The sequence below is a fragment of the Colwellia sp. SU-HH00943 genome (assembly GCF_057546125.1).
On sequence record NZ_BAAJLW010000001.1, the window covers coordinates 577,227 to 603,308 of the forward strand.

The 26,082-nt window shown below is 36.6% G+C and carries 26 protein-coding genes; 8 read left to right on the forward strand and 18 right to left on the reverse strand.

Annotated elements, in window-relative coordinates:
* Positions 1–6 precede the first annotated feature (6 nt).
* The 8 genes from AC27GZ_RS02460 to AC27GZ_RS02495 all read right to left on the reverse strand — a co-directional run bounded on the left by AC27GZ_RS02460 (position 7) and on the right by AC27GZ_RS02495 (position 6,766).
* Complete coding sequence (locus AC27GZ_RS02460) at positions 7–501, reverse strand: copper chaperone PCu(A)C (protein WP_487093292.1); 495 nt, start codon at positions 499–501, stop codon at positions 7–9.
* 181 nt (positions 502–682) lie between these two features.
* Complete coding sequence (locus AC27GZ_RS02465) at positions 683–1,027, reverse strand: hypothetical protein (RefSeq protein ID WP_487093293.1); 345 nt, start codon at positions 1,025–1,027, stop codon at positions 683–685.
* 33 nt (positions 1,028–1,060) lie between these two features.
* Complete coding sequence (locus tag AC27GZ_RS02470) at positions 1,061–1,279, reverse strand: PspC domain-containing protein (RefSeq protein WP_487093294.1); 219 nt, start codon at positions 1,277–1,279, stop codon at positions 1,061–1,063.
* A 35-nt stretch (positions 1,280–1,314) separates the two neighbouring features.
* Complete coding sequence (pspA, locus tag AC27GZ_RS02475) at positions 1,315–1,989, reverse strand: phage shock protein PspA (protein ID WP_487093295.1); 675 nt, start codon at positions 1,987–1,989, stop codon at positions 1,315–1,317.
* Between the two features lie 54 nt (positions 1,990–2,043).
* On the reverse strand, positions 2,044–2,346 hold the full coding sequence (locus AC27GZ_RS02480; RefSeq protein ID WP_487093296.1) for a hypothetical protein: 303 nt from the start codon (positions 2,344–2,346) through the stop codon (positions 2,044–2,046).
* Between the two features lie 900 nt (positions 2,347–3,246).
* Positions 3,247–4,236, reverse strand: a complete 990-nt coding sequence (gene dusA / locus AC27GZ_RS02485; protein WP_487093297.1) for a tRNA dihydrouridine(20/20a) synthase DusA — start codon at positions 4,234–4,236, stop codon at positions 3,247–3,249.
* Between the two features lie 549 nt (positions 4,237–4,785).
* A complete protein-coding gene (locus AC27GZ_RS02490) occupies positions 4,786–6,465 on the reverse strand; it encodes a PepSY-associated TM helix domain-containing protein (protein WP_487093298.1) in 1,680 nt (559 codons plus the stop codon).
* A 1-nt stretch (position 6,466) separates the two neighbouring features.
* On the reverse strand, positions 6,467–6,766 hold the full coding sequence (locus AC27GZ_RS02495) for a hypothetical protein (protein ID WP_487093299.1): 300 nt from the start codon (positions 6,764–6,766) through the stop codon (positions 6,467–6,469).
* Between the two features lie 154 nt (positions 6,767–6,920).
* Between AC27GZ_RS02495 and AC27GZ_RS02500 the strand changes: the two genes are divergently transcribed.
* Entirely contained in the window at positions 6,921–9,050 is a 2,130-nt protein-coding gene (locus tag AC27GZ_RS02500; protein WP_487093300.1) for a TonB-dependent siderophore receptor, read from the forward strand.
* A 73-nt stretch (positions 9,051–9,123) separates the two neighbouring features.
* Positions 9,124–10,197: a PepSY-associated TM helix domain-containing protein gene (locus AC27GZ_RS02505; protein ID WP_487093301.1), complete on the forward strand. Its 1,074-nt coding sequence runs from the start codon at positions 9,124–9,126 to the stop codon at positions 10,195–10,197.
* 91 nt (positions 10,198–10,288) lie between these two features.
* Here AC27GZ_RS02505 and AC27GZ_RS02510 read toward each other — a convergent pair whose 3' ends face one another.
* Positions 10,289–10,846 (reverse strand): carboxymuconolactone decarboxylase family protein, encoded by a 558-nt coding sequence (locus AC27GZ_RS02510; protein ID WP_487093302.1) that lies wholly within the window; start codon positions 10,844–10,846, stop codon positions 10,289–10,291.
* A 220-nt stretch (positions 10,847–11,066) separates the two neighbouring features.
* Between AC27GZ_RS02510 and AC27GZ_RS02515 the strand changes: the two genes are divergently transcribed.
* The gene (locus tag AC27GZ_RS02515) at positions 11,067–11,732 is read left to right on the forward strand and encodes a haloacid dehalogenase type II (protein ID WP_487093823.1); all 666 of its coding nucleotides are present in this window, start codon (positions 11,067–11,069) and stop codon (positions 11,730–11,732) included.
* Here the strand turns inward: AC27GZ_RS02515 and AC27GZ_RS02520 are convergent.
* The 5 genes from AC27GZ_RS02520 to AC27GZ_RS02540 form a co-directional block, all read right to left on the reverse strand.
* Positions 11,724–12,326, reverse strand: a complete 603-nt coding sequence (locus AC27GZ_RS02520) for a TetR/AcrR family transcriptional regulator (protein ID WP_487093303.1) — start codon at positions 12,324–12,326, stop codon at positions 11,724–11,726. The genes AC27GZ_RS02515 and AC27GZ_RS02520 overlap by 9 nt on opposite strands.
* 325 nt (positions 12,327–12,651) lie before the next feature.
* On the reverse strand, positions 12,652–13,185 hold the full coding sequence (locus AC27GZ_RS02525; protein WP_487093304.1) for a DUF6436 domain-containing protein: 534 nt from the start codon (positions 13,183–13,185) through the stop codon (positions 12,652–12,654).
* Complete coding sequence (locus AC27GZ_RS02530) at positions 13,169–14,635, reverse strand: methyl-accepting chemotaxis protein (protein ID WP_487093305.1); 1,467 nt, start codon at positions 14,633–14,635, stop codon at positions 13,169–13,171. The genes AC27GZ_RS02525 and AC27GZ_RS02530 overlap by 17 nt, the downstream gene beginning before the upstream one ends.
* 244 nt (positions 14,636–14,879) lie before the next feature.
* Positions 14,880–16,256 (reverse strand): hypothetical protein, encoded by a 1,377-nt coding sequence (locus tag AC27GZ_RS02535; RefSeq protein WP_487093306.1) that lies wholly within the window; start codon positions 16,254–16,256, stop codon positions 14,880–14,882.
* Positions 16,257–16,356: 100 nt separating this feature from the next.
* Positions 16,357–17,433: an acyltransferase family protein gene (locus AC27GZ_RS02540; protein ID WP_487093307.1), complete on the reverse strand. Its 1,077-nt coding sequence runs from the start codon at positions 17,431–17,433 to the stop codon at positions 16,357–16,359.
* Positions 17,434–17,626: 193 nt separating this feature from the next.
* On the opposite strand from AC27GZ_RS02540, the gene zur reads away from it, so the two are divergent.
* The 5 genes from zur (at position 17,627) to AC27GZ_RS02565 (ending at position 22,224) form a co-directional block, all read left to right on the forward strand.
* Positions 17,627–18,061: a zinc uptake transcriptional repressor Zur gene (gene zur / locus AC27GZ_RS02545; RefSeq protein WP_487093308.1), complete on the forward strand. Its 435-nt coding sequence runs from the start codon at positions 17,627–17,629 to the stop codon at positions 18,059–18,061.
* A gap of 132 nt (positions 18,062–18,193) precedes the next feature.
* Complete coding sequence (locus tag AC27GZ_RS02550) at positions 18,194–20,557, forward strand: M1 family metallopeptidase (protein WP_487093309.1); 2,364 nt, start codon at positions 18,194–18,196, stop codon at positions 20,555–20,557.
* Positions 20,558–21,127 carry a DUF6702 family protein gene (locus AC27GZ_RS02555; protein WP_487093310.1) on the forward strand — a complete coding sequence of 190 codons (570 nt, stop codon included), beginning with the start codon at positions 20,558–20,560 and terminating at the stop codon, positions 21,125–21,127.
* An 87-nt stretch (positions 21,128–21,214) separates the two neighbouring features.
* Positions 21,215–21,679, forward strand: coding sequence for a chemotaxis protein CheX (locus tag AC27GZ_RS02560; protein WP_487093311.1), 465 nt, complete (start codon positions 21,215–21,217; stop codon positions 21,677–21,679).
* Between the two features lie 119 nt (positions 21,680–21,798).
* Entirely contained in the window at positions 21,799–22,224 is a 426-nt protein-coding gene (locus AC27GZ_RS02565; protein WP_487093312.1) for a secondary thiamine-phosphate synthase enzyme YjbQ, read from the forward strand.
* Here the strand turns inward: AC27GZ_RS02565 and dnaB are convergent.
* The 4 genes from dnaB to AC27GZ_RS02585 all read right to left on the reverse strand — a co-directional run bounded on the left by dnaB (position 22,221) and on the right by AC27GZ_RS02585 (position 25,954).
* Complete coding sequence (gene dnaB / locus AC27GZ_RS02570; protein ID WP_487093313.1) at positions 22,221–23,639, reverse strand: replicative DNA helicase; 1,419 nt, start codon at positions 23,637–23,639, stop codon at positions 22,221–22,223. The genes AC27GZ_RS02565 and dnaB overlap by 4 nt on opposite strands.
* A 168-nt stretch (positions 23,640–23,807) precedes the next feature.
* On the reverse strand, positions 23,808–24,758 hold the full coding sequence (locus AC27GZ_RS02575; protein WP_487093314.1) for a DUF4097 family beta strand repeat-containing protein: 951 nt from the start codon (positions 24,756–24,758) through the stop codon (positions 23,808–23,810).
* 37 nt (positions 24,759–24,795) lie between these two features.
* The gene (locus AC27GZ_RS02580) at positions 24,796–25,356 is read right to left on the reverse strand and encodes a hypothetical protein (RefSeq protein ID WP_487093315.1); all 561 of its coding nucleotides are present in this window, start codon (positions 25,354–25,356) and stop codon (positions 24,796–24,798) included.
* Complete coding sequence (locus AC27GZ_RS02585; RefSeq protein WP_487093316.1) at positions 25,349–25,954, reverse strand: RNA polymerase sigma factor; 606 nt, start codon at positions 25,952–25,954, stop codon at positions 25,349–25,351. Before AC27GZ_RS02585 ends, AC27GZ_RS02580 begins: the two co-directional genes overlap by 8 nt.
* Positions 25,955–26,082: the final 128 nt, after the last annotated feature.

Below are 26,082 nucleotides of genomic sequence, written 5' to 3' on the forward strand. Positions count from 1 at the left end.
ATACGTTTAATGGTGATGATGATGTTTATTTATCAACTTCTCATCAGCTTCCCGTGCTGATTTTTCCTGCATTGGACTATATACAGGCACCTGTATCGATATAGACTTTTTATTAGAAAAGCTCAACGTTAGTTCAACATTTTGCTTTGGTTGTAGGGGCTTTTTAACATCAAATAACATTAAATGTAAACCTGATGGTTGTAATACAATTTCTTCATGCGCGTTAATAATAATCTGATCAACTTTGCGCATGCGCATCATTCCTTCCACCATAGTATGGTTATGAATCTCAACGCGTGGGGAGATATTACTGCTAGCGCCGAGTAATGTCACTGTTTTTTCACTATTATTAATAATTTTCATATAGCCCGATGAAATTTCGCTACCAGGGATACTTGCGCGAACATAGCCTTTCTCAACAGTGATATCAGTTTGTGTTTGCTGAGCAAAGCTTACTTGGCTGCAAAATAATATGAGTAATAATAATGCGAAATTTTTCATCTGGTACAGAGTCCTTGTCGAGTAAATTAGAAGCTATAACCATACCATTCAATTACAAATAAAAAAATGACAGACAAAATTATTACTAAAAAATCAAGATGTTTTAGGTTAATCCATCAAAATCCACCTTAACATTCTTGCCTCTACCCCTGATAACTTTAAAGACTAAATATCCTATTGATTAGCTGTATTGTGGTGAATGATTTCTGTTTCTTGTCATTAACCATATAACACCAGCAATTAAAAATACTGGCCAGAAAACTCCAATAGCAACCATAGCTAATGCGCCTACAATTAATAATCCCATAAAAATTAATGAGCCAAATACGCTTAATACAATAGCTAACGCAATTAACACTAAAATAACTGTTGCCACAGCAGACACTCCTATTGCTTTTAATGGTTCAATTAATTCACCATCCATATATACATTAATATCCAGTAACGCTAAAAAACTCGCACCTAAAACATAGGTTAAAAATAGCGTTGCAATAATTGCTAATAATAAAGATTTAAAAAAACTCATGTTCAACTCCTCGCTATACATGCTCCCAAAACATTAACGATAGCTATTTTCGGGTAATAATAAGGTAGCCACCACATACGCAACCCCTGTTGCTACCGGCACCATAATTAATGCTGCAATGGCCGCTATGCGTACTGCCAAACGTGGAAGCTGATAATACTTAGCAATACCAGCACAAACTCCGGTTAATTTTTTATTGACACTGTCTTTGGCCAGTTTACGGCTAATTGAATACTCTTTTTCATATCTCATCTTGCTGTTCCTTTTTGCTATAAGCGCTAGTGCAATTAAGCACTAGCTACTTGTTTTTTCATTGTTTCAAGCTCTTGCTCAATAGTCTCGTTTTGCTCTAACTCTGCGAATTGAGCTTGTAAGCTCTGAGCATTACCATTGCCTTGAGTAAGGTCATAAGCTTCAACTTGCGCTTCTACATTGTCGATTTTTTGCTGATAGCGTTCAAATTTACTCATCGCTTCTTCAATGTTATAGGTAATGGCTTTTTCTCTTACTTTTAAGCGAACGTGTGCCGATTCCTGACGTAGAGTTAATGCCTCTTGACGACGCTTTGCTTCAGATAATTTTTCTTGAAGTTTTGAAGCATCTTCTTGAACCTTCTGTAAAAATTCTTCAATTTGACCAGCTTCTTCTTCAAGTACACTTAAATCATGTTGATATTTATGCTTTTGCGTTAACGCCGACTTCGCTAAGTCTTCACGGTGCTTTGCTAACGCTAATTCTGCTTTACCGTGCCAATGGTCGATACTCGATTGTGCGGCTTTCACTCGCCTTGCGTGTGTTTTTTGTTCGGCAATATTTTTCGCCGCAGTTGCTCTCACATCGACCAATGTTTCTTCCATTTCTTGAATGATCAAACGAATCATTTTCTCTGGTTGCTCGGCCTTATCTAACATGCTGTTAATATTTGCATTCACAATATCGGTAAAACGTGTAAACAATCCCATAACTTTCTCCTATTAATTTAAAATTTGACTAGTTAATTTATTACTTATTCTTAATTATTTGTTTTGCTTTACTTCTACAATTACAGGTGCTTCTTTTTCATTGGTTAACCATGCAATTGATTCATTCAATGACTCATCAAATGAAAAGTTGATGCTAAAACTACTCAGCTCTTCATCAATTGATTTTTGCACCTGTACTGATACGTCGTTCATTAGTTGCTGACTTTGTGCAATAACCATTTCTGTTAATGCATTTTCAATATTATTGGTTGACTCTGCTTGTGCATTAACACTAAAAATAGCGCCTAAAGTAATTAGTAAAGCAGCACTGATATTCTTACGGTTTAATGTGTTCATTTTGAAATTCCTTCTTTGTATATTTACTACTTGTTTAAAATAAAAATTGTTTAAATAACTAACAACATATCAGTTGTTAACATTTGTAGACTTACTATTACAAGTGGCGTGCCAAACACGAAAAAATTAATAAGCACATGATTTTAAACAAATAAATAAACATCCAGCTTTAACATCTTACCTTAGGACATAATATGTCGCACGAAAAGTTAGTCAAATAGACCTACAAAATGGTTAAATTAACCACACTAAAAACATGATGAAATTTAAAGTTCAAGTACAAACATTCGGAGGAGTAAAAAGCGCTGGTTTTTAGAGATGAATAAAGAAAACCACCTAAAATTGCTGAAAATAAATGAAGTTTGCTGAGCTATAAGAAAAATTGAACTAGAGGAAGTACTTGGCTTAAAAGTAAGAAGGATTTATATGGCGCTTAAAAGGTTTCTTTAATCTGTCTAAAGTTAGTAAAGAAGTGTTTGAAGTTCTGCTTTATAACGCAAAATCTCATGACAGTCGTAAATCATGAGATTTCGTTATAAAGATTTTTGCTCGAATATTCCTACCAATAATGATAAAGCAAGCATTGCAATGGCTGGCACTATCATCAGAGCAAATAAAAATGTAGAAGTTAACATAATTGTTCCTTTTATATTTTTATTGCTAGCGTAAATCGCTATCAATAAACATGGTCATATAAGTTAAGTCGCAATAAATGTTACAAAGGTTGTGCCAGTGTTAAATAAAAACACTAATCAATTGATTTAAAAAGAATTAAATATTATTCAATATATAAAAAGTTACAATAAGACTAAAGCCAAAGCTAAAAGTTTGGTTTAAAAAACTAAATTTTAGTAAATTTTGCAATTAGAAAGCTTTAAGCTAGTATGTGAATACCTTAACTTAACCGCCTTTCACCATAGTAAAAGCCTCTTTTAAGGTTTCACCATTAGCGCCAGCCTGCCCTGCACATTCACTCAAATATCGACGAAACTGTCTAGCTCCAGCCAAACCATTACATAGTCCCAACATATGACGTAGTACATGCCAAGCCCTGTTGTTACCGTGCTTTGGAGTTTCTTTCACATAGTCATCAATATATTCAGCCATTAAATTAACCACAGCTTGGCGTGATATCTTAGCCTTTTCTATACCGTAAATATCCTGATCAGCACTTGCTAGCATATATGGGTTATTATAAATTTCTCGGCCGATCATCACACCATCAATATGGGTTAAATGTTCTTGAGCCTCAGCAAAGGTTCTAATACCGCCATTAATGGAAATAGTTAATGGTAAGAAGTCTTGCTTGATCTGGTAAACTCGCGAGTAGTCAAGTGGTGGAATTTCACGATTTTGTTTTGGGCTTAACCCGCTAAGCCAAGCTTTACGAGCATGAATAATAAAGTGCTGGCAGCCAGCTTGAGCCACTTGCTCAATGAAAGTATGCAAAAATTCATAGGAGTCTAAATCATCAATACCAATGCGTGACTTAACCGTAACAGGTATCTTAGTCACAGCTTGCATTTCACTAACACAATCCGCAACTAATTGAGGTTCAGCCATTAAACAAGCGCCAAAGCGACCGTTTTGTACACGATCAGAAGGGCAACCAACATTTATATTAATTTCGTCATAGCCATATTGCTCTGCAATTTTAGCGCATTCCGCCATATCTTTAACATCGCTACCACCAAGCTGTAATACAACAGGGTGTTCCGCATCGTTATAAGATAAGTAATCCCCTTTCCCATACAATATTGCGCCTGTCGTCACCATTTCTGTATAAAGCACAGTGTGTGAAGACATTAACCGATAAAAATAACGACAGTGCCTATCGGTCCAATCGAGCATGGGTGCAACGCTAAGGCGGTGAGAAGTTGAAGATGACATAAAATTCGGTATAACCCTTTGATAAAATTAACTGTAAAATCATCTACAAGCTTTACCTAGGTGATTTTATTTAATCAAACCTCACTTTCTCTATTATTTGCTCTTTTCAAGGAAATAATTATTTAGAGCAAAAAGCGAGAAAATGAGTACAGATTATATCATCAGAAAACACACAAATAAAAATAGAAATACCTATCGCGATAAGTAAGTGTTAAAGGAATAGATGTGATTAGTTGTTTATAGAAATGGCCTCGCAGCCAAAAAATAATAAAAGCTATAATTAATAAAAACAAAAATTATAGCTCATTGATAATTTTACTATTTATCTAATTTATAAATGAGTAACGTAAACGCGGTTCCTATCAAGCTAATAATACCAATGACAATAAACACGCTACGTAAGATACCATAATCGATACTGCATAAAATCACACTCATGATAAGTACAGCTATACTTATCACTCTTCTATATAGGCTTTGAGAAATACTCCCTTTCTCCTGTAGCAAACAAACAGAGCAAAACGCCAAAACAATCGCTATAAAAGTCACTTAAATGCTCTCCTTTATACCACTGATAGGTAATTGTTCATCTGCTTTTTTTGATTGAATAATTTCAAACTTTTTGATGACTTTAAGTAAGTAAATACCTAATGAAAAACAGATAATATCAATACCTAAACTGACTAAATATCCATGTGTCCATTCTGTGAATAAAGCACTGCCCGATACAGCAATATCAATCGGAAAAATAATCATTAATAAAAATGCGGTTAAATATGCTGATTGTTTAGCGACAGTTTTTTCACAGGGAGCAATAGAAGCCCATATGAGTACTAAAAGCCAACTACCAAAAAAAGGCCACCAAAGTGCTTGGCCAATATTGTCTACCTGATAAATATATTTAAAAAACATTTGCGAAGGAAATAATAAAAAAGTGGCTACAACAATTCCGCCACAGCCTCCAACAATAAAGCGATTAAAGCGTTGATAAGTCTTTCTACTATATTTAGGGTTTGGCGAATTGACGCCTCGCTCCATCCATAACATCAAGCCAGTCAGCGGAAGCAATGCTGTGCCAAGACCTAAAATAGCCCAAATGCATTTAACGAAAATACCACCGAAGTTTCCAAAATGCAGTGGAAACATAACATCAAGAACAGGCCCCGTGTATCCCTCAAACCTTTCATAGGTTGCAAAACGCTCAATAAACCTTCCGCCTGCATTATAGCTTGCTGTTTGAAATCCCATTTTATCGCCACCAGACACGCCAAAATACATCATTGCACTTTCGTCTCCGTAGCCCTTTATGGTTAATGTATTGACCGCTAACCCTTCTTCTAAATTAAAAACCGAGCCAAAGGCAGAAGCTACTGATGTAGGTTTGGCAATATTTTGTATGATTGGATCAGGAACCGCTGTAAAGGTTTCTATAAGCTTTTCTTGATCGCCACCAAAGCTAACGAATGCTGCAGCTGGAACAAGTACAACAATAGCTAAGCCTAAAAAAGCACCAGTAAAAGCGATAGCCGAATTAAATAGCAACCCCCAAACGCCAATGGCTTTATGACCATCATTTAACATTAAGCTATAACTTTTTCGGGGTCTAAAAGTAAATAATTGGCTAATAATTTTACGGTGGATAAAAATGCCTGTCACAATTGACAACATCATTGTTAAGCCTAACAAGCCAGTGGTTAACAAGCCAATAGGACGACCCATATGTAAATCTGCATGAAAACCTACAATAAACTCTGACATATCATATTTGCTTGCAGCAAATAATTCTTTGACGAGGCCACGTTCTTCACCTATTAATTCGTAGGTTACAGGATCAAACTCATAGATAGCAGCCACTGGTGGACTATGACTTGGCTTGTTTTGTTTGGCTGTTCCCACTGTCGATAATTGGTTTTCTTCTATCGGTTCACCATGGTGAGATTCAAACATGATAAATAACTTGGTTGATGATCTTATTGCTGGTAAAAACACCATAATTTCTTCTTTATAGTGTTCTGGAACCTTATAAGAATACTCTTCTATAAGCTTTTCAATTTTTACAGTATCGACGGGAGCTAGTGCTCGAATTTCTGGGTTAGCCCATAACTTAATTTCTGGGCGGCCAAAAACCGATATTGCTCCTGTAAAAGCAATAACAAAAAGCAAAACGCCTGTTATAACACCAACCCAGCTATGTAAGGTATAAAGCTTTTTAATCGTTTTACTTCTCATTTTATTTCCCTAATAAAGCTAAGGCAGAAAATGCAATATGAGATGCTGCAAGCAAAGACATAACAATCCATGCATGCAAGACTTTTTCTGATAGGTAGGCATATAAACATAAACCTAACCAGATAAATGGGAATAAGAGAATAGACATTGCAATTTGATCTATTTGGCTAAAAGGTAAATAGCTAGTCATACCGGGAATCATTACCACTGAAGTAATAAACGCCATGACAATACCCGCTGCGTTCCTGCTCGCCAAAGCGGTAAAAACAGTTTTTCTTGTCTTCTCTTGATTTGTAACCATCAATATTCCTTGTCCAACACACAACCTCAACACAAAAACAAATAATAACCATTATCAATTGTATTTACAACGTAAAAGATAATAGTTATCATTTGCACATAAAAATTTAATAAATAGCTGTAATGAGCTTTTCAAATAAAAATAGGAACACAACGTGAAAGAACTAAAATTATCAACACTTGCTATCGCACTTATGCTTGCAACGAATGTAAGTGCTAATAATGAGAAGAATGAAGAAGACATTGAAGTAATTGAAGTTAAAGGCAGTTATTTGAAAGGATATAACGCCCATAGTGCTAGTGGAGCTTCTCGACTAGAGCTAGATATAATTGATATCCCTCAATCAGTTTCAGTTATTACTGATAGCCAAATGAAAGATTATCAATTAAATGATATTGATGCTGTTTTAGATACCGCAACAGGTGTTAATGTTGAACGAATTGAAACAGATCGTACTTATTACACTGCCCGTGGTTTTGATATTACCAACTTTCAAGTAGACGGTGTTGGTTTACCGTTAAGCTCAGGCAACAATCATGCAGATGAAGATACTGCAATTTATGATCGTATTGAAGTTATCCGTGGCGCAAACGGTTTAATGACGGGAGTTGGTAACCCTTCTGCAACCATTAACTTTATCCGAAAGCGCCCTGATAGTGAAAATGGACTCACCATTAATGGCACTTTAGGTAGCTGGAGCCATAAGCGATTAGAGCTTGATGGTACTTACAATTTTACAGAGAACACTGCAGTACGTGGTGTTGTTGTTGCACAAGATGCTGATTCGTATTTAGATCGTTATCAAACAGAAAAGAATATTTATTACGTATTTTTAAAGCATAAGTTTTCTGAAAATACAGAACTTTCATTAAGTCATACTATCAATGACAGTAAAGCGACTGGTAATAACTGGGGAGCAAACCCATTATTTTATACCGATGGCTCAGCAACAGATTATGACGTATCAACAAATACTTCAGCTAACTGGTCTAATTGGGACATTACCAAGCAAAATACAGTTTTAGAATTAAGTCATATTTTTGGTAATGGTTGGCAAGTTCGTGGAACCTATTCTCATAAAAGTACCGATGAAGATACCGAATTACTTTATGTTTACGGCACGCCTGATAAAACAACTGAACTTGGGCTATATGGTTGGGCAAGTGAGTATGACAATGACGACAGTCATGATTTAGTAGATTTATATCTAACGGGTGACTTTGAATTATTTGGTCGTGAACATGAATTTGTTGTTGGTGCGAACCATTCTTCAATGGAAGGTGAAGAAGTTTCATTATATGACTACTCAACGGGTAATGGTTTCCCTGTAATGCCTCCTCTAACTGAATGGGATGGTGATACTCCTAAACCAACTTTTGCTGATGGTGAAATAGGATCGGATGTTACACGTAAACAAAAAGCAGCTTATTTTACTGCACGCTTTAGTATAACTGATGAATTTCATTTAACAGCTGGTGGCCGTTATAACGATTGGCAAATAAAAGGTGATTCATACGGCGTAGCTCAAGACGCTAGTGACACACAATTTATTCCCTATATTGGTGGTGTATACCAAATAGCAGAAAACACTGTTGCTTATGCCAGTTATACAGAAACGTTTGTATCCCAAACAGAGTTAGATATTAATGATAATGTTTTAGATCCAATTACCGGTAAAAGCCAGGAAATAGGGATTAAAAGTAGCTTGTTTGACGACAAGTTCTTAGCAACAGTGACTTACTTCGAAACACAACAAGTAAATGTCGCTAGATACGACGAACGCTCAACACCGCAAGAACCTCGTCATATTGGTACTGACGGCGTTGAAAGCTCAGGTTTTGAGTTTGATTTAGCTGGTGAATTACTTCCAGGCTTACAAACTAGTATTGGTTTTACTAGTTTTGATATTGATGTGGAAGATGAAATAGATGCCAATGTTGCCGATTATACACCTGAAATGTTATTTAAACTTGCTGCCACATATAATATTCCACAAATAGAGGAATTAACTATTGGTATGAACTTGCGCTGGCAAGATGATGTTTCTCGTTTACAAGGTGTTGTCGGTGAAGGTTTCCCTAATGTTGGTGAAGAAATTATTACCAAACAAGATGCTTATGCAGTGCTAGGTTTAATGGCTAGATATGAATTCACCAAAAATTTATCACTTACCGTGAATGCCTATAATGTTACAGATGAAAAGTACTTAACTAGCTTATATTGGGCTCAGGGATACTATGCAGCTCCGGCAAGTTATTCTGCAACGCTTAGCTGGTCACTATAACGTATAAAGTATTTTCAGAAAAATGATAAAAACAAAACATTGCCTTGGCGGTGTTTTGTTTTTTTGAGATCTAATGATGAGAAAAAAACTGTTCAAATGGCATTCAATTACTGCATTAATTGCGTTAATACCTCTTATGCTGATAGCTATTACAGGAAGTATTTTAGTTTTTAAAGTAGAAATTGATACTTGGTTAATGCCAGAGCATATGGTTGTAACGCCAAAATCAGCACAAGATAGGCTAAATTTAAATACCTTAATTAGTAAAGTAGAAGAAGCGCATCCAAACTTCTTACTGGGAAGCTGGGAGCTTTTTGATGATAAACAACGTGCTGATACTGCATATATTATCGAAAAAACAACAGGCTATTGGTACAAGTTATATTTAGATCAATATTCAGGTGAACTGCTTTCTCAACCTGTGACCGTAGAACACGACATTACGGATTGGTTATTATCATTACACTACACCTTTTTACTTGACTTTACGGGCACTGTTTTAGGCTCAGTATTTGCTATCATATTATTGTTTCTTGGCATTAGTGGCATAATTTTACATCGACAATTTTGGAAAAAACTTTTTACCCTCAGGCTTCGCGCGGCAAGAAGAGTTTTCTACAGTGATGTGCATAAACTCTTTGGCATTATCTCGTCCCCAATTCTTATTATTTTAGCTGTCACTGGAGGTTATTATAATATTGCTGCTGTTGTCCATGAAGTCAGTGAGCATATAGAGCCTCACCCGTTATTAACTAAGCCTTTATATAATAAGAATATTGATTTTCAATATTTATTGGATAAATCTGATAAGGATATAGTTGACTTTACCGCCACCTATTTAACTTTCCCGTTTGAGCCTGAATTACATATTACATTTTATGGTGAAGTGCCATCTGGTAACCCCTTAACAAGCGAATATGCAAACACTGTAACTTATGATAGAAATAACGGTGAGCTAATGTCAGCGTATGATATTCGTGAAGCGTCAAGCATTAATGTGATTGTCGATACTTTTAGAAAGCTACATTTTGGCTATTTTGCAGGCTTACCTAGTAAAGTTATATGGTGTGTTTTAGGTTTAACGCCACTGTGGTTGGCACTGACAGGTTTTTACTTTTATTGGTTTAGAAAGAGAAAACGTGCATAAAACTGGAAAAGAAAGTTTATAAAAGGCAAGTACCGTAAAGTATAACCATAACAGTATGGTTATACTTTATATATTCATCTGTATACAAGATTTACTTAGCTGCCTTACTCCAAGCAAAGCTTTCAAACGGCTGGTCTACCGGTGTATTACCAATATGGTTTGTATAATTGCTAATTACTTTCTGAGCTAAACCTAAAATAATTTCTAAAACTTGCTGCTCGCTGTAACCTGCTTGATAAAAACGATCCAACTCTGCTTGAGTCACATTGCCACGATTACGAACAATGATAAGCGTTGTGTCGTATAACGCTTGTAACTTGGCATTTGGCATAGCTTCCTCATTACGAAGTGCTTCTGTCAAACTAGGATCTACTTCCATAGAATGAGCTATGGCAGAGTGAGCGGGTACACAATAATGACATTCGTGTTCTACATTGATAGCTTGCCAAACAACTGTTAGCTCTTCAGCATTAAAAGATGACTGAGAAAACAGACCATGAAGTATTTGATAGGCTTCCAGGGTTTTTGGAGAACTCGCTAAAATACCATGTAAATTAGGCACCATACCAAAAGCTTTTAATGAGCCTTCTAATAATGGCTTACTTTCTTCTGGAGCAGATTCAATTGTATGTACCGTTAATGATGTCATCTTTATTTCCTCTTAATCATTTTATAAAACTGTTGTCTATAATAAACGCTATAATTTATGGCAAAATACATCATCAAGCATAGAGACTATTTGCATATTTCCCTTAAATTTTATACCGATCAGTATAGATTCTAGATTTGCATTGTACCGTTCGGTACAGTAAAGTCAATAGTGTCTGCACGTTTGGTATTTATTAATGAATAATTTTTCAGGGGTTATGATGAACAAAGTATTAGCATTTGATGTTTACGGAACATTAATCGACACTCAAGGGGTGTTATCTCAGCTAAAGGAAGTTGTCGGAAATAACGCACTGTTATTTTCAAATACGTGGCGAGCAAAACAATTAGAATACTCATTTAGAAGGGGGTTGATGGAAAGTTATCAGCACTTTTCAGTATGTACAAAACAAGCCCTTGATTATACCTGTGATAGTTTAAATGCCCCGTTAACATCGCAACAAAAAGTAGCGTTAATGTCGAGCTACTTAACGTTACCTGCTTTTACTGATGTGACACCGACACTAGCCTCTTTAAAAGATAATTACCAACTTGTTGCTTTTTCTAATGGAGAAAAAGAATCCGTGGTTAGCTTGCTAAAAAGTGCTGGTATACTTGAGTATTTTCATGAGGTTGTTACCGCTGATGAAGTAAAAACTTTCAAGCCTAGCCCATTGATTTATCAACATTTATTAACTAGAGCAAAATCAACACCGGAAAATACTTGGCTTATATCTAGCAACCCATTTGATGTTATTGGCGCAAAAGCACAGAAACTTAATGCTGCTTGGGTGAAAAGAAGCAGCCAAACTGTTTATGATCCTTGGGAGGTCGAACCAAATATTATAGTAAGTAGCCTCAATGAGCTTGAGCATACTTTAATGTAAGCCAATACCTGTCAGTAAGCTATCTATAGAATATTCAAGCTCTGCTTTTGGTGTGCCAGCCCTAGCCATTGAAGCAGAGCCTTTCAACAAAGTATATAAACTTAACGCATTAGCTTGAGCATTTTCATTTAAGCCTAGAGAAATTGATTCTTCATCGACATTAAACAATTCAGTATAAAGCTGCTTTGGTAATAGCTCAGCCTCAGCAAGAATTTTTTCCGCCTCTTTCGGTATTTGACCACTAACAAGTTCTGATTGGCATAACACTAAATAACAACCTAAAGCATATTCACCATCACACTGCATAGCCACAATAGACATCATATGCTCTTTCAAGCGTTTTTTCAGGCTCAAATCTTTTTCATTCAATATTGCTAAGTGAGGTGTCATTTTTGTATCTAAATAGCGCTGAGTTGCCTTCACAAATAATGATTCTTTATTGCCAAAAGCACGGTACATACTGGGTTTATTGATCCCCATGTTTTCAATTAAGTCACTCATGGATGTGCCAATATACCCTTTTTGCCAAAAGGTAAGCATTGCCGCCTCTAAAGCTTCATCAAAATCAAACTCTCTTTTACGCCCACTAGTCAATTTACATCACCGCTACTGTTAAATATTTTTTATTTTACCATTCGGTATACATAATACCAAATGAAAAAGTAGTTGGCCAATTCAGTGCAGATCAGGGAAGTTAAAAAATTTAAATTGATACCGTTATAATCGTTATCCACCAATGAAATTAACGCAGTTATCATTTTCCTGCCAAGCCCATAAGGGCGAGTTCACTTACAATAACGATAAAATGTGAAGCAATATGTTACAGCAAAAAATAAAATTATTTACTAATAAATTATATAGTGAGAGGTATTTAATTATGTGGCAGTTATGATAATTGAAAAACGAACAGACAAGCTAACTAGACATTACAATAGCAGCCCTTCACATCATTAATGATTAAGTCTGAATTAAATCCTTGAGCATAATTTTGCAATACCATTTCAACATAGCCATTAGATTCAGAACAAGCTAGCCCTGCCGAATACGGACCAAAATATAATAAATCTTCTTGATGATTAACAATTAAAATCGATGGTGTAGAAGGGATAATTGTCATCAACTCAGCTGGCAAATTAACATTGATCACATCAAAATTATCCTTTGCAGCATTTTCGTTAATTATTGCTTTATGCTCTTCACTGAATTTAGTGCATGAACAACCATCACTGGTGAAGTGAATGATACTATTACTCAAATTGATATTTTGTAAGTCAGATAGTTGCCTTAATTGCTCAACAACAAACTGGCTATCTTTGCCTGTTAACTTCATTTCAGGATCAAATAAAGTTAACCGGCTTGATATAAAATAGCCTGCAGCAACAAATGTTGAGCAAATCCAGATAAAAAACACGATATATTGATATCGTGTTTTATTGTCATCTGAAGCGGGCAATGCTTTCCTCCAGAGAGACAACAGCTTCAGAGATTTGATTAGCTTCATGAGCAAGCATTTCAACTTTAACCGCATCATCTTTACTTAAAACACTCATTTTCTCTGTACTTTGTGCGATACCGTTCGTTGTTACCGATTGCTCTTCCACTGCTGCCGCAACAGAGTTGGCAATATCACTTGAAAGTGCAACCAATTTAGCAGCATTTGAAACTTCTTCATTGGCTTTTTCAGCAACAGAGATCACAGTATCAACCGCTTTTATGCAGTTTTCCATAGACTGAGTTGACGATTTTGAGTAACTAACAAGTTTAGTGAGTGTGTCACCTATCTTATCTGTACTTTCCTTAGTTCTATTCGCCAACGCCCTTACTTCATCAGCAACAACAGCAAAACCACGCCCTTGCTCCCCTGCTCGTGCAGCTTCAATAGCAGCATTAAGCGCGAGTAAATTGGTTTGATCCGCAATACTGGTAATCTCAGATAAAACATTAGTGATAACATCACTAGAACTAGCCAATGCTGCAATTTCAGCACTCGTATTATTCAAGGCGGTGGTTAACTCATTATTTTTAACATTGATTTCTTCAATATAAGTATTCGTTGTCTGAGTTGATGCACTAGCATCTTGCATCTGATCATTTAATTGAGTGGTATCTTGCGCAATAGATGATACCGTCACTGACATTTCCTCAATCGCAGAAGCAATCATTTCAGTTTCTTGCTGCCTTCCAGCAGCCGAAGCCTCAAGCTCTACTTTTGCGGACATTAGATTATTAGAATTTTCAATAAAGTCATTAGTTTGGTTCTTCACACCTAAAACAACATTATCAAGTACAGACAAGAGTTGATTAAAACCATCTAATACTGAGTTGCCATTGGCGTCTGTTCTAATTTTTAGATCTAAAGAATTTTCATCAGCGGTAAGCTCGTGAGTCACTTTAGCTAATTCTTTACCAACCTGGCTATCATCATAAAGTACTTTAGCAATATAACCAGCAATAGAAGCCTCAACAATGGCATAAACGGCGTGAATAAGTACGGTTGAAAAAAACAGCCTATCGATGTCAAATACATAAACACCCATACCACTTGATTGCATAAAGTAGAATGAAAGGTGATGAACAGCAATGACGGCGACAGCTGTAATAAATACTCTCCAGTCACTAAATATAATCAAAATGGCCATGAGAATAAATATCTCAAAATGCACTTCAATTAACCCGTTCATTTGATGAATATGCAAACCAGCAAAAATCATTGCTGCTGCTGCACAAGCATGCCTAGTTATCCCTGAATCTGGTGTAGTTTTCATCATCCATAATGGCACTAGCATAGCCGGTAATCCGATAACAAAAGCCTCTATAAAGGTGCTATAGACAAATGCTAATACTACGGACTCCACAAAAAGCAGTATGAGAACGCTTGAAAAAACCTTATTAATTTGATTCATGGTCTTCCTTCTTAAAGCTAGTTTAAATAAAAATACTTACGTTTATTTATACATAAATATAGTACAGTTAATTATAGAGTGCTAAATTCATAAAAAAAAGTCAGTAACGTCTTATAAACCTTATGTTTTATAAACAAGATGATTTTATAAATAAATATTATTTTGCTCAACAACTATAAACGCTTTTAAAGCTATATATCATGATAAAACAACCGTTTATCTTTTATCGCTCTTGTGATATTAATTATCCTTCACTCATCGCTTCTATATTAACTATTTCACTACGATTCAACGTAATTTTAAATCGTTGTAAATGTTCTCCTTTACTATCTAGATTACGTAAAATGAGGTTAACTTGATATCGGCGCTCAACCGCTTGACTTGAGATCTTTTGTCCATCTAAATTATATAAGCGCCCCGCACCTTTTTTTAAAAAGCGTACAAAAGGGGTCAAATTAAAAAATATTTGCTGTTGAATCTCATCATAACCAGGTAAATATTTTTTCACTAACACCTTGTTATCACAACGAAAGTGCAAAAGGTGAGCAGCTTGTTTGTTCTGTTGCCTTCGCTGTTGAAAGAGTTTATTCACCACAGAGGGTAAATCTTTATTGTTTATATATTCCAACCAAAGCGTTTGGCTTAAAATACGTTTTTGATTGACACTATGACGAAACAAATTTTGCCACTTGGGTCGCCCTTTTTGAATTTTACGCCAAATAAGCCCTGTAAGATCTTCCTTAAAAGTTTCCCTTAAGCCATAAATTAGACCTAAAAAAGCGATCAGTGCTAACGTAACTTCGGTGAAGCTTGAACGGGCATTAAGCACCAATAGCATCACAAAAGCCATAATCACAGCCGTAACACCTCCCCTCACCAAACGCTTCAAATTAACATCTAAATATCGAGTTTGCTTTTGAAAAACTACACCATACTCAATTAACCGCTGTAGCAAGCGCATTTTATTAGTGATTCTGTTCGGATCATCTAAGGTAACCTGTGAATTATATTTGCGAGTTAGGCGATAAGCATTTTCATCTCGACAGAAACTAAGCAAGAACTCGCGCTCTGTAGCAAAATCACTGCTTTTAGGTCCTTTTGATAATAACTTCAAAAAGGATTGCTCAACATGCCAACTTAAATAGTTATCAGCATTATCAAAAAAAGAGCTAAGTTTACTATCTGATGGAGTATAACGACGTAACTTTTTGATTAAAGTTGCAATTTGTTCTGCCAGTTCAATAGCAGCAGGATAAAACTCTTCCGCCTTTTTTAGCTTTAAGGTTTGTTTAATATCCGCATCTAAGGCAATTTTTAGTTGATAAGAAAACAAGTTCAGGTTGAGCCGATAATCACTTTGCTCGCCTTTATCATCCCCTTCAAAGCGTTGACTGATAAATCGACTTCGTACTAGTGGTAGGTGTAACTTATCTGAATAATAAGCACTATGGCTCTTTATATTACTGTAAAAGTAATCTTCAGCGTTTAATGTACTTGGGCTTATGCCCATTTCTACAGGTAACGAGAAGTATAAATCAACTCGTTGCTGTGATTGTGGTAATAATTGATGCGTTATTTTTAACGATAAATTTTCGTCTTGAGACAGCTTGAGCTTCTTCACGCTTAATCCAAACTCCTATCAAAGCATCTGGAACTAAGCATAACAGCAAAACACTGATTTTTCAGCTTTATTTTAATAATAAAGCTGAAATTAATGCTGATTAAATTTTAATAAATATTTTCCGTTGATATAGTTTCAACGATACAAACCAAAATAGCGCTACATGGCTAAAAGCAAATAAAAATGAAGCAAGGGTTGGGTTAGCTATTAAGGTAAATTGCTCATATATCCAACGATATAAACTGCTCTCACCAACAGGAATATTTAAATAAAAAGTCACAATTAAAAATGACAAAACATATACAAATAATGGGTTTGTACCGTAGACCAGTAAAGGCGACACTAATTTCTCCTGACCTTTGATATCAATTAACCAAATAAAGGCGGCCAATAAAAGACATGCAAAACCGGTAGTATAAATAACATAAGAGCTTGTCCATAAAGACTTATTTATAGGAAAAACAAGACTCCATAATGCCCCAAATCCTATTGCCAAACCACCAATTAATATTAATTTAATAACACTATCTTTTTTATCAGAAATACTGGTTAAAAAACGTGTTAATTCAAAACCAAGTAACATACTGACCACTGCAGGAATAGTACTAATTAAACCTTCAGGATCAAAACTGACACCGCGCATGGTATACATATGATTTGCCCCTAATATCGACAAATCAAATTGACGAACAATATTACCCTCAATAGTCAACGCACCATCTCCGACACTAAGTAATAGTCCCCAATATGCTAATAACACTACCGCTGAAAAAATAAAAATACCGCGTTTGTTAAGTAATAAGACTAAGCTCGCTGCCACAATATATGCCAGACCAATTCGTTGAAGTACACCTAGAATGCGCCACTCCTCTACCGGGGTATTAAAAGGGATTACATTGAGCAGAAAACCAATTACAAACATGATGAAACCCCGTTTTAAGATCCGTAAAAATTGTGCGGGGTTTGCAGCAAAGTTAGTTTTTCTAAAAGAGAAAAACATGGCTGAGCCAATAATAAACAAGAAAAAAGGAAATACTAAATCAGTAGGGGTGCAGCCATGCCAATCAGCATGAAGTAAGGGAGCATAAACATGTGACCAAGTACCTGGCGTGTTAACCAAAATCATTAAAGCGATTGTCAAACCTCTAAAGGCATCAAGAGCAAGGTAACGAGTCATAAGCTATCCAACTTTGTCTAATTCTGAAGGTATTAGTACGTGCAACCATCAATAATGATAGCGCTGTCATTTTGTAACCATAACAAAAAAAACATGTAATTAATATCCATTTAAAGCGATAAAAAAACACCACACGTGTGCATTAAATGGCAATGATGTTAAACTGGATAAAAAATTTAATTCACTAATTGCTATGTCTGCTGAAAAACTATTATCTCAAGCTCAACAAGTCTGCCAAAAAAAAGGGGCTCGTTTAACCAAAACACGGGAGCAAGTATTTCTACTACTCGCTAAGCACCAAGGTGCTGTGGGCGCTTATGATCTTTTAGATGAGTTAAAAGAACTCGATCCAGCAGCTAAACCCGCCACAATTTATCGCGCTTTAGATTTTTTATCTAAACAAGGTTTTGTACATAAAATTGAATCCATTAATGCATTTATCATGTGTCATCACTTCGGTGATTGTAATCACCCTGTACAACTGCTCATTTGCGATGAATGTAGTTATGTTGAAGAAATTCAATCAAATAATTTTGATTTAGCGTTGCGCTCTATGGCAGATGCTAATGGTTTTGAAATAACTCATCAAATTGTTGAAGCCCACGGTCTTTGCAAAAACTGTCAATAATAATCTCCATTAGTCTTAATAATTAAACAACTTATCTCAAAACTCCTTTGCGAATTACAACACTAAATAACTCTATGATATAAAGTCCGGCTTAAATACTCTTGTATATACCACTTTGTAAAATGGAATCCTATGAAACACTCTCTTTCGGCCGCGCTAATTTGTTTAACGGTTGCTTTTAGTAGTCAATTTTTCAGCACAACGGTACAAGCTAGACAAACAATAGCTGATGACAAATTCAGACAATTATCGGAGCTTTTGCCAACAGCCAATGTATACCGTACGGCCTCAGGTGCGCCAGGCCATAAATACTGGCAACAACAAGTTGACTATAAAATTGACATCAAAATTGATGACAAAAACCAACAATTATCGGGTTATGAGACATTAAATTATAAAAACAATTCTCCGGATACCTTACGTTATATTTGGTTGCAACTTGATCAAAATAAATTAAAACGTAATTCAGATGCTAAGCTGTCAAAGTCCAGTAAACAACTTGAAAAAGTAACGTACAGCAGTGCTCGCAATATGATTGAAATGCCAAAATTTAATGGTGGTTACTCTATCACCAAAGTTACCGCAAGCAATGGCAAACCATTACCATATACAATTAACGGTACTATGTTACGAATTGATTTACCTAAGCCATTAAAATCAGGTGATGATGTTGAGTTTAACGTTGCTTGGCACTACCAACTGCATGAGCAAAAAGTGTTAGGTGGTCGATCAGGTTACGAATACTTTAAAGAAGATGACAACTACTTATACGAAATTGCCAGCTGGTTCCCTCGTGCTGTTGCCTACTACGATGTTGTGGGCTGGCAGAATAAACAATTCTTAGGACGTGGGGAATTTGCCCTAGAATTTGGTGATTATGATGTAAAAATTACCGTGCCTGCTGACCATATCGTTGCTTCAACAGGGGTATTACAAAACCCTAAGAAAGTGCTCACGAAAACACAACGTATTCGCTTAGCAAAAGCTAAAACTGCAACAAAGCCAGTATTAATTGTTACTCCTGAAGAAGCATTAGCGAATGAAAAGTCACGAGCAACAACAACCAAAACTTGGCACTTTAAAGCGGAAAATGTTCGCGATTTCGCCTTTGCTTCAAGCAGGAAGTTCATTTGGGACGCGCAAGGTTATCAAGAAGGTGGCACTGACACTATGGCAATGTCTTTCTACCCAAATGAAGGTAATCCTCTTTGGGAGAAATACTCTACAGAAGCCATTATTCATACTATGGAGCAATACAACAAGTACACGTTTGACTACCCATATCCTGTTTCGATTTCAGTAAACGGTCCAGTTGGTGGCATGGAATACCCAATGATCACCTTCAATGGACCACGCCCAACTTTAAATAAAGAAACGGGTGAAAAAACCTACTCACGACGCACTAAGTACGGTTTGATCGGTGTAATCATCCATGAAGTAGGTCATAACTACTTCCCGATGATTGTAAACTCTGATGAACGTCAATGGACATGGATGGATGAAGGATTAAACACATTTGTTCAGTATGTTGCTGAACAAGCGTGGGAAGAAGGTTATCCTTCCCGCCGTGGTGATGCCGCAAACATGATCTCTTACATGAAAAGTGATAACCAAGTGCCGATCATGACTAACTCTGAGTCAATTCTACAATTTGGTAATAACGCTTACGGTAAACCTGCAACCGCTCTCAATATTTTACGTGAAACTATTATGGGTCGAGAATTATTCGACTTTGCCTTTAGAGAATATGCTCAACGTTGGAAGTTTAAACGTCCTACACCTGCTGACTTTTTCCGCACCATGGAAGATGCTTCAGCCGTTGACTTAGATTGGTTTTTCCGAGGCTGGTTCTACACCACAGATCATGTTGATATTGCTTTAGGGAATATTCATCTTTACAGCATTGATAGCCAAAATCCAGATACTGAGGAAGCTTGGTTACGTGCATTAGATAACGAAAAACCTGAATTCATCTCAGATATTTTAAACAAAGGCAACCGCGTTAGAACACAAGACAAGCCCGAGTTATTGGACTTTTATAACAAGCACGATAAGTTTACAGCAACAAATGCTGCAAGAAATAAATATAACGCTAACCAGAATAAGCTGGAACAATGGCAAAAAGAGTTATTACTCAATCAAAGCAATTTTTATGTGATTGATTTTGAGAATAAAGGCGGTTTAGTGATGCCTATTTTATTAGATATAACCTATGCTGATGGTAGTACTGAACACGTAAGAATACCTGCTGAAATTTGGCGTTTGAATACTAAAAAAACCTCAAAACTTCTTATTCGTGATAAAGAAATCACTGCTTTAGCAATAGATAAGAACTGGGAAACGGCTGATGTAGATGTTAGTAATAACTACTGGCCTGCACGTCCGATTAAATCTCGTTTTGAGCTTTATAAAAGGAACAAAGACGACATGATGCGTGACTATAATGAAGCACTAAAGCCTATTGATGAAAAAGCTACAAATGATACGAGCAATTAAATGTTTAAAAATCAGCCTTCATTATTAAAAACTTTGCTTTATAAAGCATTATTCAGTGTTTTATTCGTTGGGGTAGCGGCATCTGCTGCTGCCCACACCTACTTTTTTGGTGTCACTGACATTAATGTAAATGAGCGAACGCAACGCATTGAAATTATCCATCAATTTACCGCCCACGATATTGAAAACACTATTGCAGAAATTAAACAAGAACACTTTTCTGCTGAGCATCCAAAATATGAGCAATATATACAAGATTATTTTGAGCAGCACTTTACACTAACAAAAGAGCAGCAGTTAATCGCCCTTACTTGGGTTGGCTTAGAAGTGAAACGTGGAAAACTTTTTGCTTATCAAGAAAGTGTTAATGAAAACTTTTTAGCTAATTTAGTGGTAAAAAACACTATCCTCGTCGATACTTATGCTAAACAAATAAATACTGTGAATTATCAAGATATAACTTTTGCACCAAACGCAAAGTTGCAAGGTAGTTTAACCTTTAAGAGCAACCAGAAAGCGGCAAGAATAAGTACAGTAAATAGTACGGTTAAAGAATCTACTAAAAAATAGTAAAATAATTATCACCATTGATTTACATTTGTAATAGAAGTGTGCAAAATCAAAGTATTGCAAAATAGCTAAGGCTCGGAAGGCTTCATGAAAGTAGAGTTTATCAACCCATTTTTATCATCAATGCTCAATGTCATGTCTACTATGGCTCAAATGGAATTAGCACCTGAAAAACCCAAATTGAAGAAAGATGAACTTGCGATGGGTGACGTTTCAGGATTAATAGGCATGGTTAGCCCTGAAACTAAAGGTTCGCTGTCTATCACATTCGATGGCCCTTTAGCATTAGCAACCATGAAAGGCATGGTAGGGGAAGCTCCCGATGAAGTTAACGATGAAATTACCGATTTAGTCGGTGAAATTACCAATATGGTTACAGGTGGTGCAAAGCGCATGCTTAGTGAAAAAGGTTTTGAGTTTGATATGGCTACCCCAGTGGTAGTATCAGGCCCTAATCATACTATTCACCATAAATCTAAAGGGCCAGTTGTCATCATTGCGCTAAAAGGTGAAGCAGGAAAAGCTTATATTGAATTTAGCTTCGACGAATAGTAAAAAAATTATTCGTTTTTTAGCTAAACAGTTATAAACCCAGAAAAAGCACTATCTTAATATAGTGCTTTTTTATTACTTTTATTTTCTTTTTAGACAATCACTCATCATTAAACATTATGTGGCATCAACTCGAAATAAAATTATCCCCAAAACAACGAGGCTTTCATTTAATAACCGATGAAATTACCCGTAAACTTGGAGAAATTCATCACATTGAATGCGGTATTTTACATTTGTTTATTAAGCATTCATCAGCATCCTTAACCATCAATGAAAATGCCGACCCTACTGTTCGCAGTGATATGGAAAAGCATTTCAATGTGATAGCACCTGAGCGTGCTCCTTATTTTGAGCACACTTATGAAGGTGATGACGACATGCCTGCACATATTAAATCCAGTTTACTGGGTGCCAGTATCACAATCCCTATCTCTCAAGGGCAATTGAACCTAGGCATTTGGCAAGGCATATATTTAGGTGAACACAGAAACCATGCTGGGAGCCGCACTATTGTTGCTACCATCAATGGTGAAGAATATTAATCTTCTTCAAGTACGTGAGGGCCAGCATAATTATCAAAGCGTGAAAATTGGCCTTGGAACGTTAATGGTACACGGCCAATAGGCCCGTTACGCTGTTTACCAATTATAATTTCGGCCATCCCCTTGAACTCACTATCATCATGATAAACTTCATCGCGGTAGATAAACATAATCAAATCCGCATCTTGCTCAATAGAGCCCGATTCACGTAAATCGGAGTTAATAGGTCGTTTATCGGCACGTTGTTCCAAGCCACGGTTAAGCTGGGAAAGCGCCACTACAGGCACTTGTAATTCTTTCGCTAACGCTTTTAATGACCGGGAAATTTCGGCAATTTCCAAAGTACGGTTATCAGAAAATTGTGGGGCTCGCATCAATTGCAAGTAGTCAATCATGATCATAGAAATCCCTCCATGATCACGGTGAATACGTCGTGCACGTGAACGCACTTCTGTAGGTGTTAAACCCGCAGCATCATCAATAAACATTTTCCCGTTTTCAATCAGTAATCCCATAGTCGAAGACATACGAGCCCAATCTTCATCATCTAGCTGACCCGTACGAATTTTAGTTTGATCAATACGACCTAAGGAAGCCAGCATACGCATCATGATTTGCTCAGAAGGCATCTCTAAACTAAAAATTAATGCCGGTTTATCTTCCGTCATGGCTGCATGTTCAGCCAGGTTCATCGCAAAGGTTGTTTTACCCATTGATGGACGAGCGGCAACAATAATCAAATCTGATTTCTGTAAACCTGCTGTCATCTTATCTAAATCAGTAAAACCACTCGAAACACCCGTAACCCCACCCGATGGCGTTGAACAGAGTTTCTCAATTCTATCTACGGTTTTTTCTAATACTGAATGAATGCTTTCAGGACCTTCTGACTTATTTGCGCGTTTTTCAGCAATGGCAAAAACTTTAGTTTCAGCAAAGTCTAATAAATCAGCGCTGGTCCTTCCTTGTGTATCATACCCTGCTTCTGCAACTTCATTAGCAACACTGATCATTTCACGCGTTACTGCACGTTCACGAACGATATCAGCATATGCAGTTATGTTCGCGGCACTTGGCGTGTTTTTCATCATTTCGGCTAAATAAACAAAACCACCGGCATCATCTAGTTTTTGATCGTTTTCTAACGCTTCTGACAAGGTAATAAGATCAACTGGCTCACCCAGCTCAATTAACGCACCAATTGTTTCAAAAATAAGTCGGTGCGAACGGCTATAAAAATCTTCCGCAACAGTTTTCTCGCTAACCCTATCCCACGTTTCATTATCCAGCAATAAACCACCTAATACAGACTGTTCAGCCTCTAATGAGTGCGGCGGTATTTTTAAATCATCAATTTGCTTATCTTTGATAAATTGCTTTTCTTTGGCAAACTTACCGGGTTTTCTATCTGCCATTTACTTGGCCCTTACTTATGGAATAACACGTTGAGAAAGATGTATACATTAACACCGTATAAAGGATGATTACTGTATCAAATATTACGAGAAAAATAGAGCGTTAATAACAGAAAAAGCAGGATAAGATTATCCTGCTTTTTCTTTATACTTACGAACGATAAAAATCTATTTCACAATAACATTACCGCTAACCGTACTCACTCGTATTGAGCCATTGGCATTACCTGTTTGGAAATACAATTTGCTACTAGGGCCATATTTCGCTTCTTGAGCTTTTTGCTTCGTTATCTTATTGATCAAATCACCCCCCGCATTCGCTTTTAAACGAAAATCAGCTTCAACACCTTGTTGAAAGCCCAATTCAACATCACCACTCACGCTTGACGCTTTAACAACGCCGCCTGTTTTCAACACCATAGCCACCTCACAATCTCCACTTACCGTAGAAATTTTTAATTCATCGGTTTGGCTTAATGTTAGCTCGGTATCGCCTGAGACATTATTAACAAAAACTTCCGTTGAATGACTATTCACTTCGATTTCACCGCTCACTGATTGTACTTGTAAACGGCCAGATGAATCTTGGTCTTCTATATCACCACTCACCACAGATAAACTCACTTTTCCCTCTAAGGCACTGGTTTTAATATTGCCACTGACACTACTTAATTCGATATTCTGCGTTAATTTTTTAGCCTTAATATTACCGCTTACAGTTTTAACCGTTACGCCATGAGTAAAATTATCAAGTTCAACATCACTTGAAATACTTTCAACATTAACACGCAAACTCGATGGCATATGAATGGTAAGATACGAGCCTTTAGAATGTCTGAGCGCATGGTGGTCAATATCAACTTTAATGTTAATCGTACTGCCTACTTGCTCAAACACTAATTTCTCGGCGTGTTTATCAAGCTCACCTTTAACATGAACTGTCATTTTATCCCAGCCAATAACCTTCACCTTGCCACTAACATTTTCTATTGCTACCGAACTTGCTTCACTCACTGCTAGTGTTTCATCAACCTTTTCGCCAGCAAGAATGACTGCTGAATATAAAAATGTGCTACACAACATCATGGGAATTAGCACTAAATGCTTAATAGTCTTCATAAAAACCTCTTATCTTTTATTTCTGCTAATCTATTCATTAAATCGTTTGCCATTTAGCTGTATTATTGCCGGTATAAGGCAATATCTTTTGCAATAAATCTAGCTCTTGCTGCTGCGTAAAACGGAGTAAATTCAATAAATCAACATTGTTTTTATCGTTTGCCAGCGCTTGCTCTATGCTCAATCTTGCTTGCGCCAATTGCGTTAATTGCAGCTGAATTTTATCAGGCAATGTGTTCAAATCTGCTTGTCCATAACTGACTAACATCGCCTGTTTTTGCTGTGAAAAATTCTCTTGGATCATCGCCACTAATTGATTATTCGCTGTGAGCACGCCTTCTTCCTCATGCATTGGTGCAAATGATATCCAAGTGACTAACACCGCTGCAATTACTGAGGCAGCCCAAGCAACAGGGATAAATGGTTTATTGCTATTTTTTATCCCATTACGCTCAAAAGCATCTTGTGGTTTGTGCTGGATAGCTCGCTCAATACCTGACCACAAATCACGTTGTGGTGATAATTCAGTTGGCAAGCCACTGACTTTTTCAGCTAACACTTGATCAGAAACTTGTATCACCTTATTTGCTTTATTCATTTTCTTCTCCAATCACGACTTCTTCGCTAAGCGACGCTTTCAACAGTGATTTTGCTCTATGGTACTGTGATTTACTCGAGCCCACCGCCATATTTAACATTTGGGCAATTTCTTCATGGCGATAACCTTCAATAGCAAACAAAACAAAAACTAACCGTGCTCGCTCGGGAAGCCTTGCAATATGTTTGTCTAATTCATCCAGCCCAGATGAATCATCTAATGGCACAGACTCTTCAGCGACTTGGCTGTTTTCCCCTTGATCTTCGAGACTAAATACGCGTTGTATCCAATTTTTTTGCTTTCGTAAGTGTCCTAAAACAACATGACTAGCAACACTATGCAACCAAGTACTAAATTTGCTTTCACCTCTAAAGTTATTAATTTTTTGCCATAAAACAACGAACACTTCTTGGCATACATCTTCAGCGCTATCTTTATCCGCTAACATACGCCAACAAAGTGCGTACACTCTTCGGTGGTGTAATTGATAAAGTTGATGAAAAGCTGCCTGTGAACCTTGCTTTGCGTGAGCAATCCACTCTTCCTCTTGAGAACTGGCAAACCGCTTTTGTGCATCAATAACTTGAGCGTTATTCAAAAAAGTGTCTCGTTTAAAAATAAAGGTTAATAGTAAGTTAGATGCAGTATGACAAAAAAGGGTTTAAACGGTAGGAATATTTTTTACTAGATACAAAAAAAGCGCCAAATGGCGCTTTTTTCACGGTG

What these genes read in the sequence shown, in the direction of transcription:
- AC27GZ_RS02490 (WP_487093298.1), bottom strand. Translation starts at nt 6,465, where the DNA reads ATGAGAAGTAAAACGATTAAAAAGCTTTATACCTTACATAGCTGGGTT.
- AC27GZ_RS02505 (WP_487093301.1), top strand. Translation starts at nt 9,124, where the DNA reads ATGATGAGAAAAAAACTGTTCAAATGGCATTCAATTACTGCATTAATT.
- zur (WP_487093308.1), top strand. Translation starts at nt 17,627, where the DNA reads ATGTCTGCTGAAAAACTATTATCTCAAGCTCAACAAGTCTGCCAAAAA.
- AC27GZ_RS02530 (WP_487093305.1), bottom strand. Translation starts at nt 14,635, where the DNA reads ATGAATCAAATTAATAAGGTTTTTTCAAGCGTTCTCATACTGCTTTTT.
- AC27GZ_RS02565 (WP_487093312.1), top strand. Translation starts at nt 21,799, where the DNA reads ATGTGGCATCAACTCGAAATAAAATTATCCCCAAAACAACGAGGCTTT.
- pspA (WP_487093295.1), bottom strand. Translation starts at nt 1,989, where the DNA reads ATGGGATTGTTTACACGTTTTACCGATATTGTGAATGCAAATATTAAC.
- dnaB (WP_487093313.1), bottom strand. Translation starts at nt 23,639, where the DNA reads ATGGCAGATAGAAAACCCGGTAAGTTTGCCAAAGAAAAGCAATTTATC.
- AC27GZ_RS02560 (WP_487093311.1), top strand. Translation starts at nt 21,215, where the DNA reads ATGAAAGTAGAGTTTATCAACCCATTTTTATCATCAATGCTCAATGTC.
- AC27GZ_RS02550 (WP_487093309.1), top strand. Translation starts at nt 18,194, where the DNA reads ATGAAACACTCTCTTTCGGCCGCGCTAATTTGTTTAACGGTTGCTTTT.
- AC27GZ_RS02540 (WP_487093307.1), bottom strand. Translation starts at nt 17,433, where the DNA reads ATGACTCGTTACCTTGCTCTTGATGCCTTTAGAGGTTTGACAATCGCT.
- AC27GZ_RS02510 (WP_487093302.1), bottom strand. Translation starts at nt 10,846, where the DNA reads ATGACATCATTAACGGTACATACAATTGAATCTGCTCCAGAAGAAAGT.
- AC27GZ_RS02480 (WP_487093296.1), bottom strand. Translation starts at nt 2,346, where the DNA reads ATGAACACATTAAACCGTAAGAATATCAGTGCTGCTTTACTAATTACT.
- AC27GZ_RS02580 (WP_487093315.1), bottom strand. Translation starts at nt 25,356, where the DNA reads ATGAATAAAGCAAATAAGGTGATACAAGTTTCTGATCAAGTGTTAGCT.
- AC27GZ_RS02555 (WP_487093310.1), top strand. Translation starts at nt 20,558, where the DNA reads ATGTTTAAAAATCAGCCTTCATTATTAAAAACTTTGCTTTATAAAGCA.
- dusA (WP_487093297.1), bottom strand. Translation starts at nt 4,236, where the DNA reads ATGTCATCTTCAACTTCTCACCGCCTTAGCGTTGCACCCATGCTCGAT.
- AC27GZ_RS02465 (WP_487093293.1), bottom strand. Translation starts at nt 1,027, where the DNA reads ATGAGTTTTTTTAAATCTTTATTATTAGCAATTATTGCAACGCTATTT.
- AC27GZ_RS02575 (WP_487093314.1), bottom strand. Translation starts at nt 24,758, where the DNA reads ATGAAGACTATTAAGCATTTAGTGCTAATTCCCATGATGTTGTGTAGC.
- AC27GZ_RS02495 (WP_487093299.1), bottom strand. Translation starts at nt 6,766, where the DNA reads ATGGTTACAAATCAAGAGAAGACAAGAAAAACTGTTTTTACCGCTTTG.
- AC27GZ_RS02460 (WP_487093292.1), bottom strand. Translation starts at nt 501, where the DNA reads ATGAAAAATTTCGCATTATTATTACTCATATTATTTTGCAGCCAAGTA.
- AC27GZ_RS02470 (WP_487093294.1), bottom strand. Translation starts at nt 1,279, where the DNA reads ATGAGATATGAAAAAGAGTATTCAATTAGCCGTAAACTGGCCAAAGAC.
- AC27GZ_RS02515 (WP_487093823.1), top strand. Translation starts at nt 11,067, where the DNA reads ATGAACAAAGTATTAGCATTTGATGTTTACGGAACATTAATCGACACT.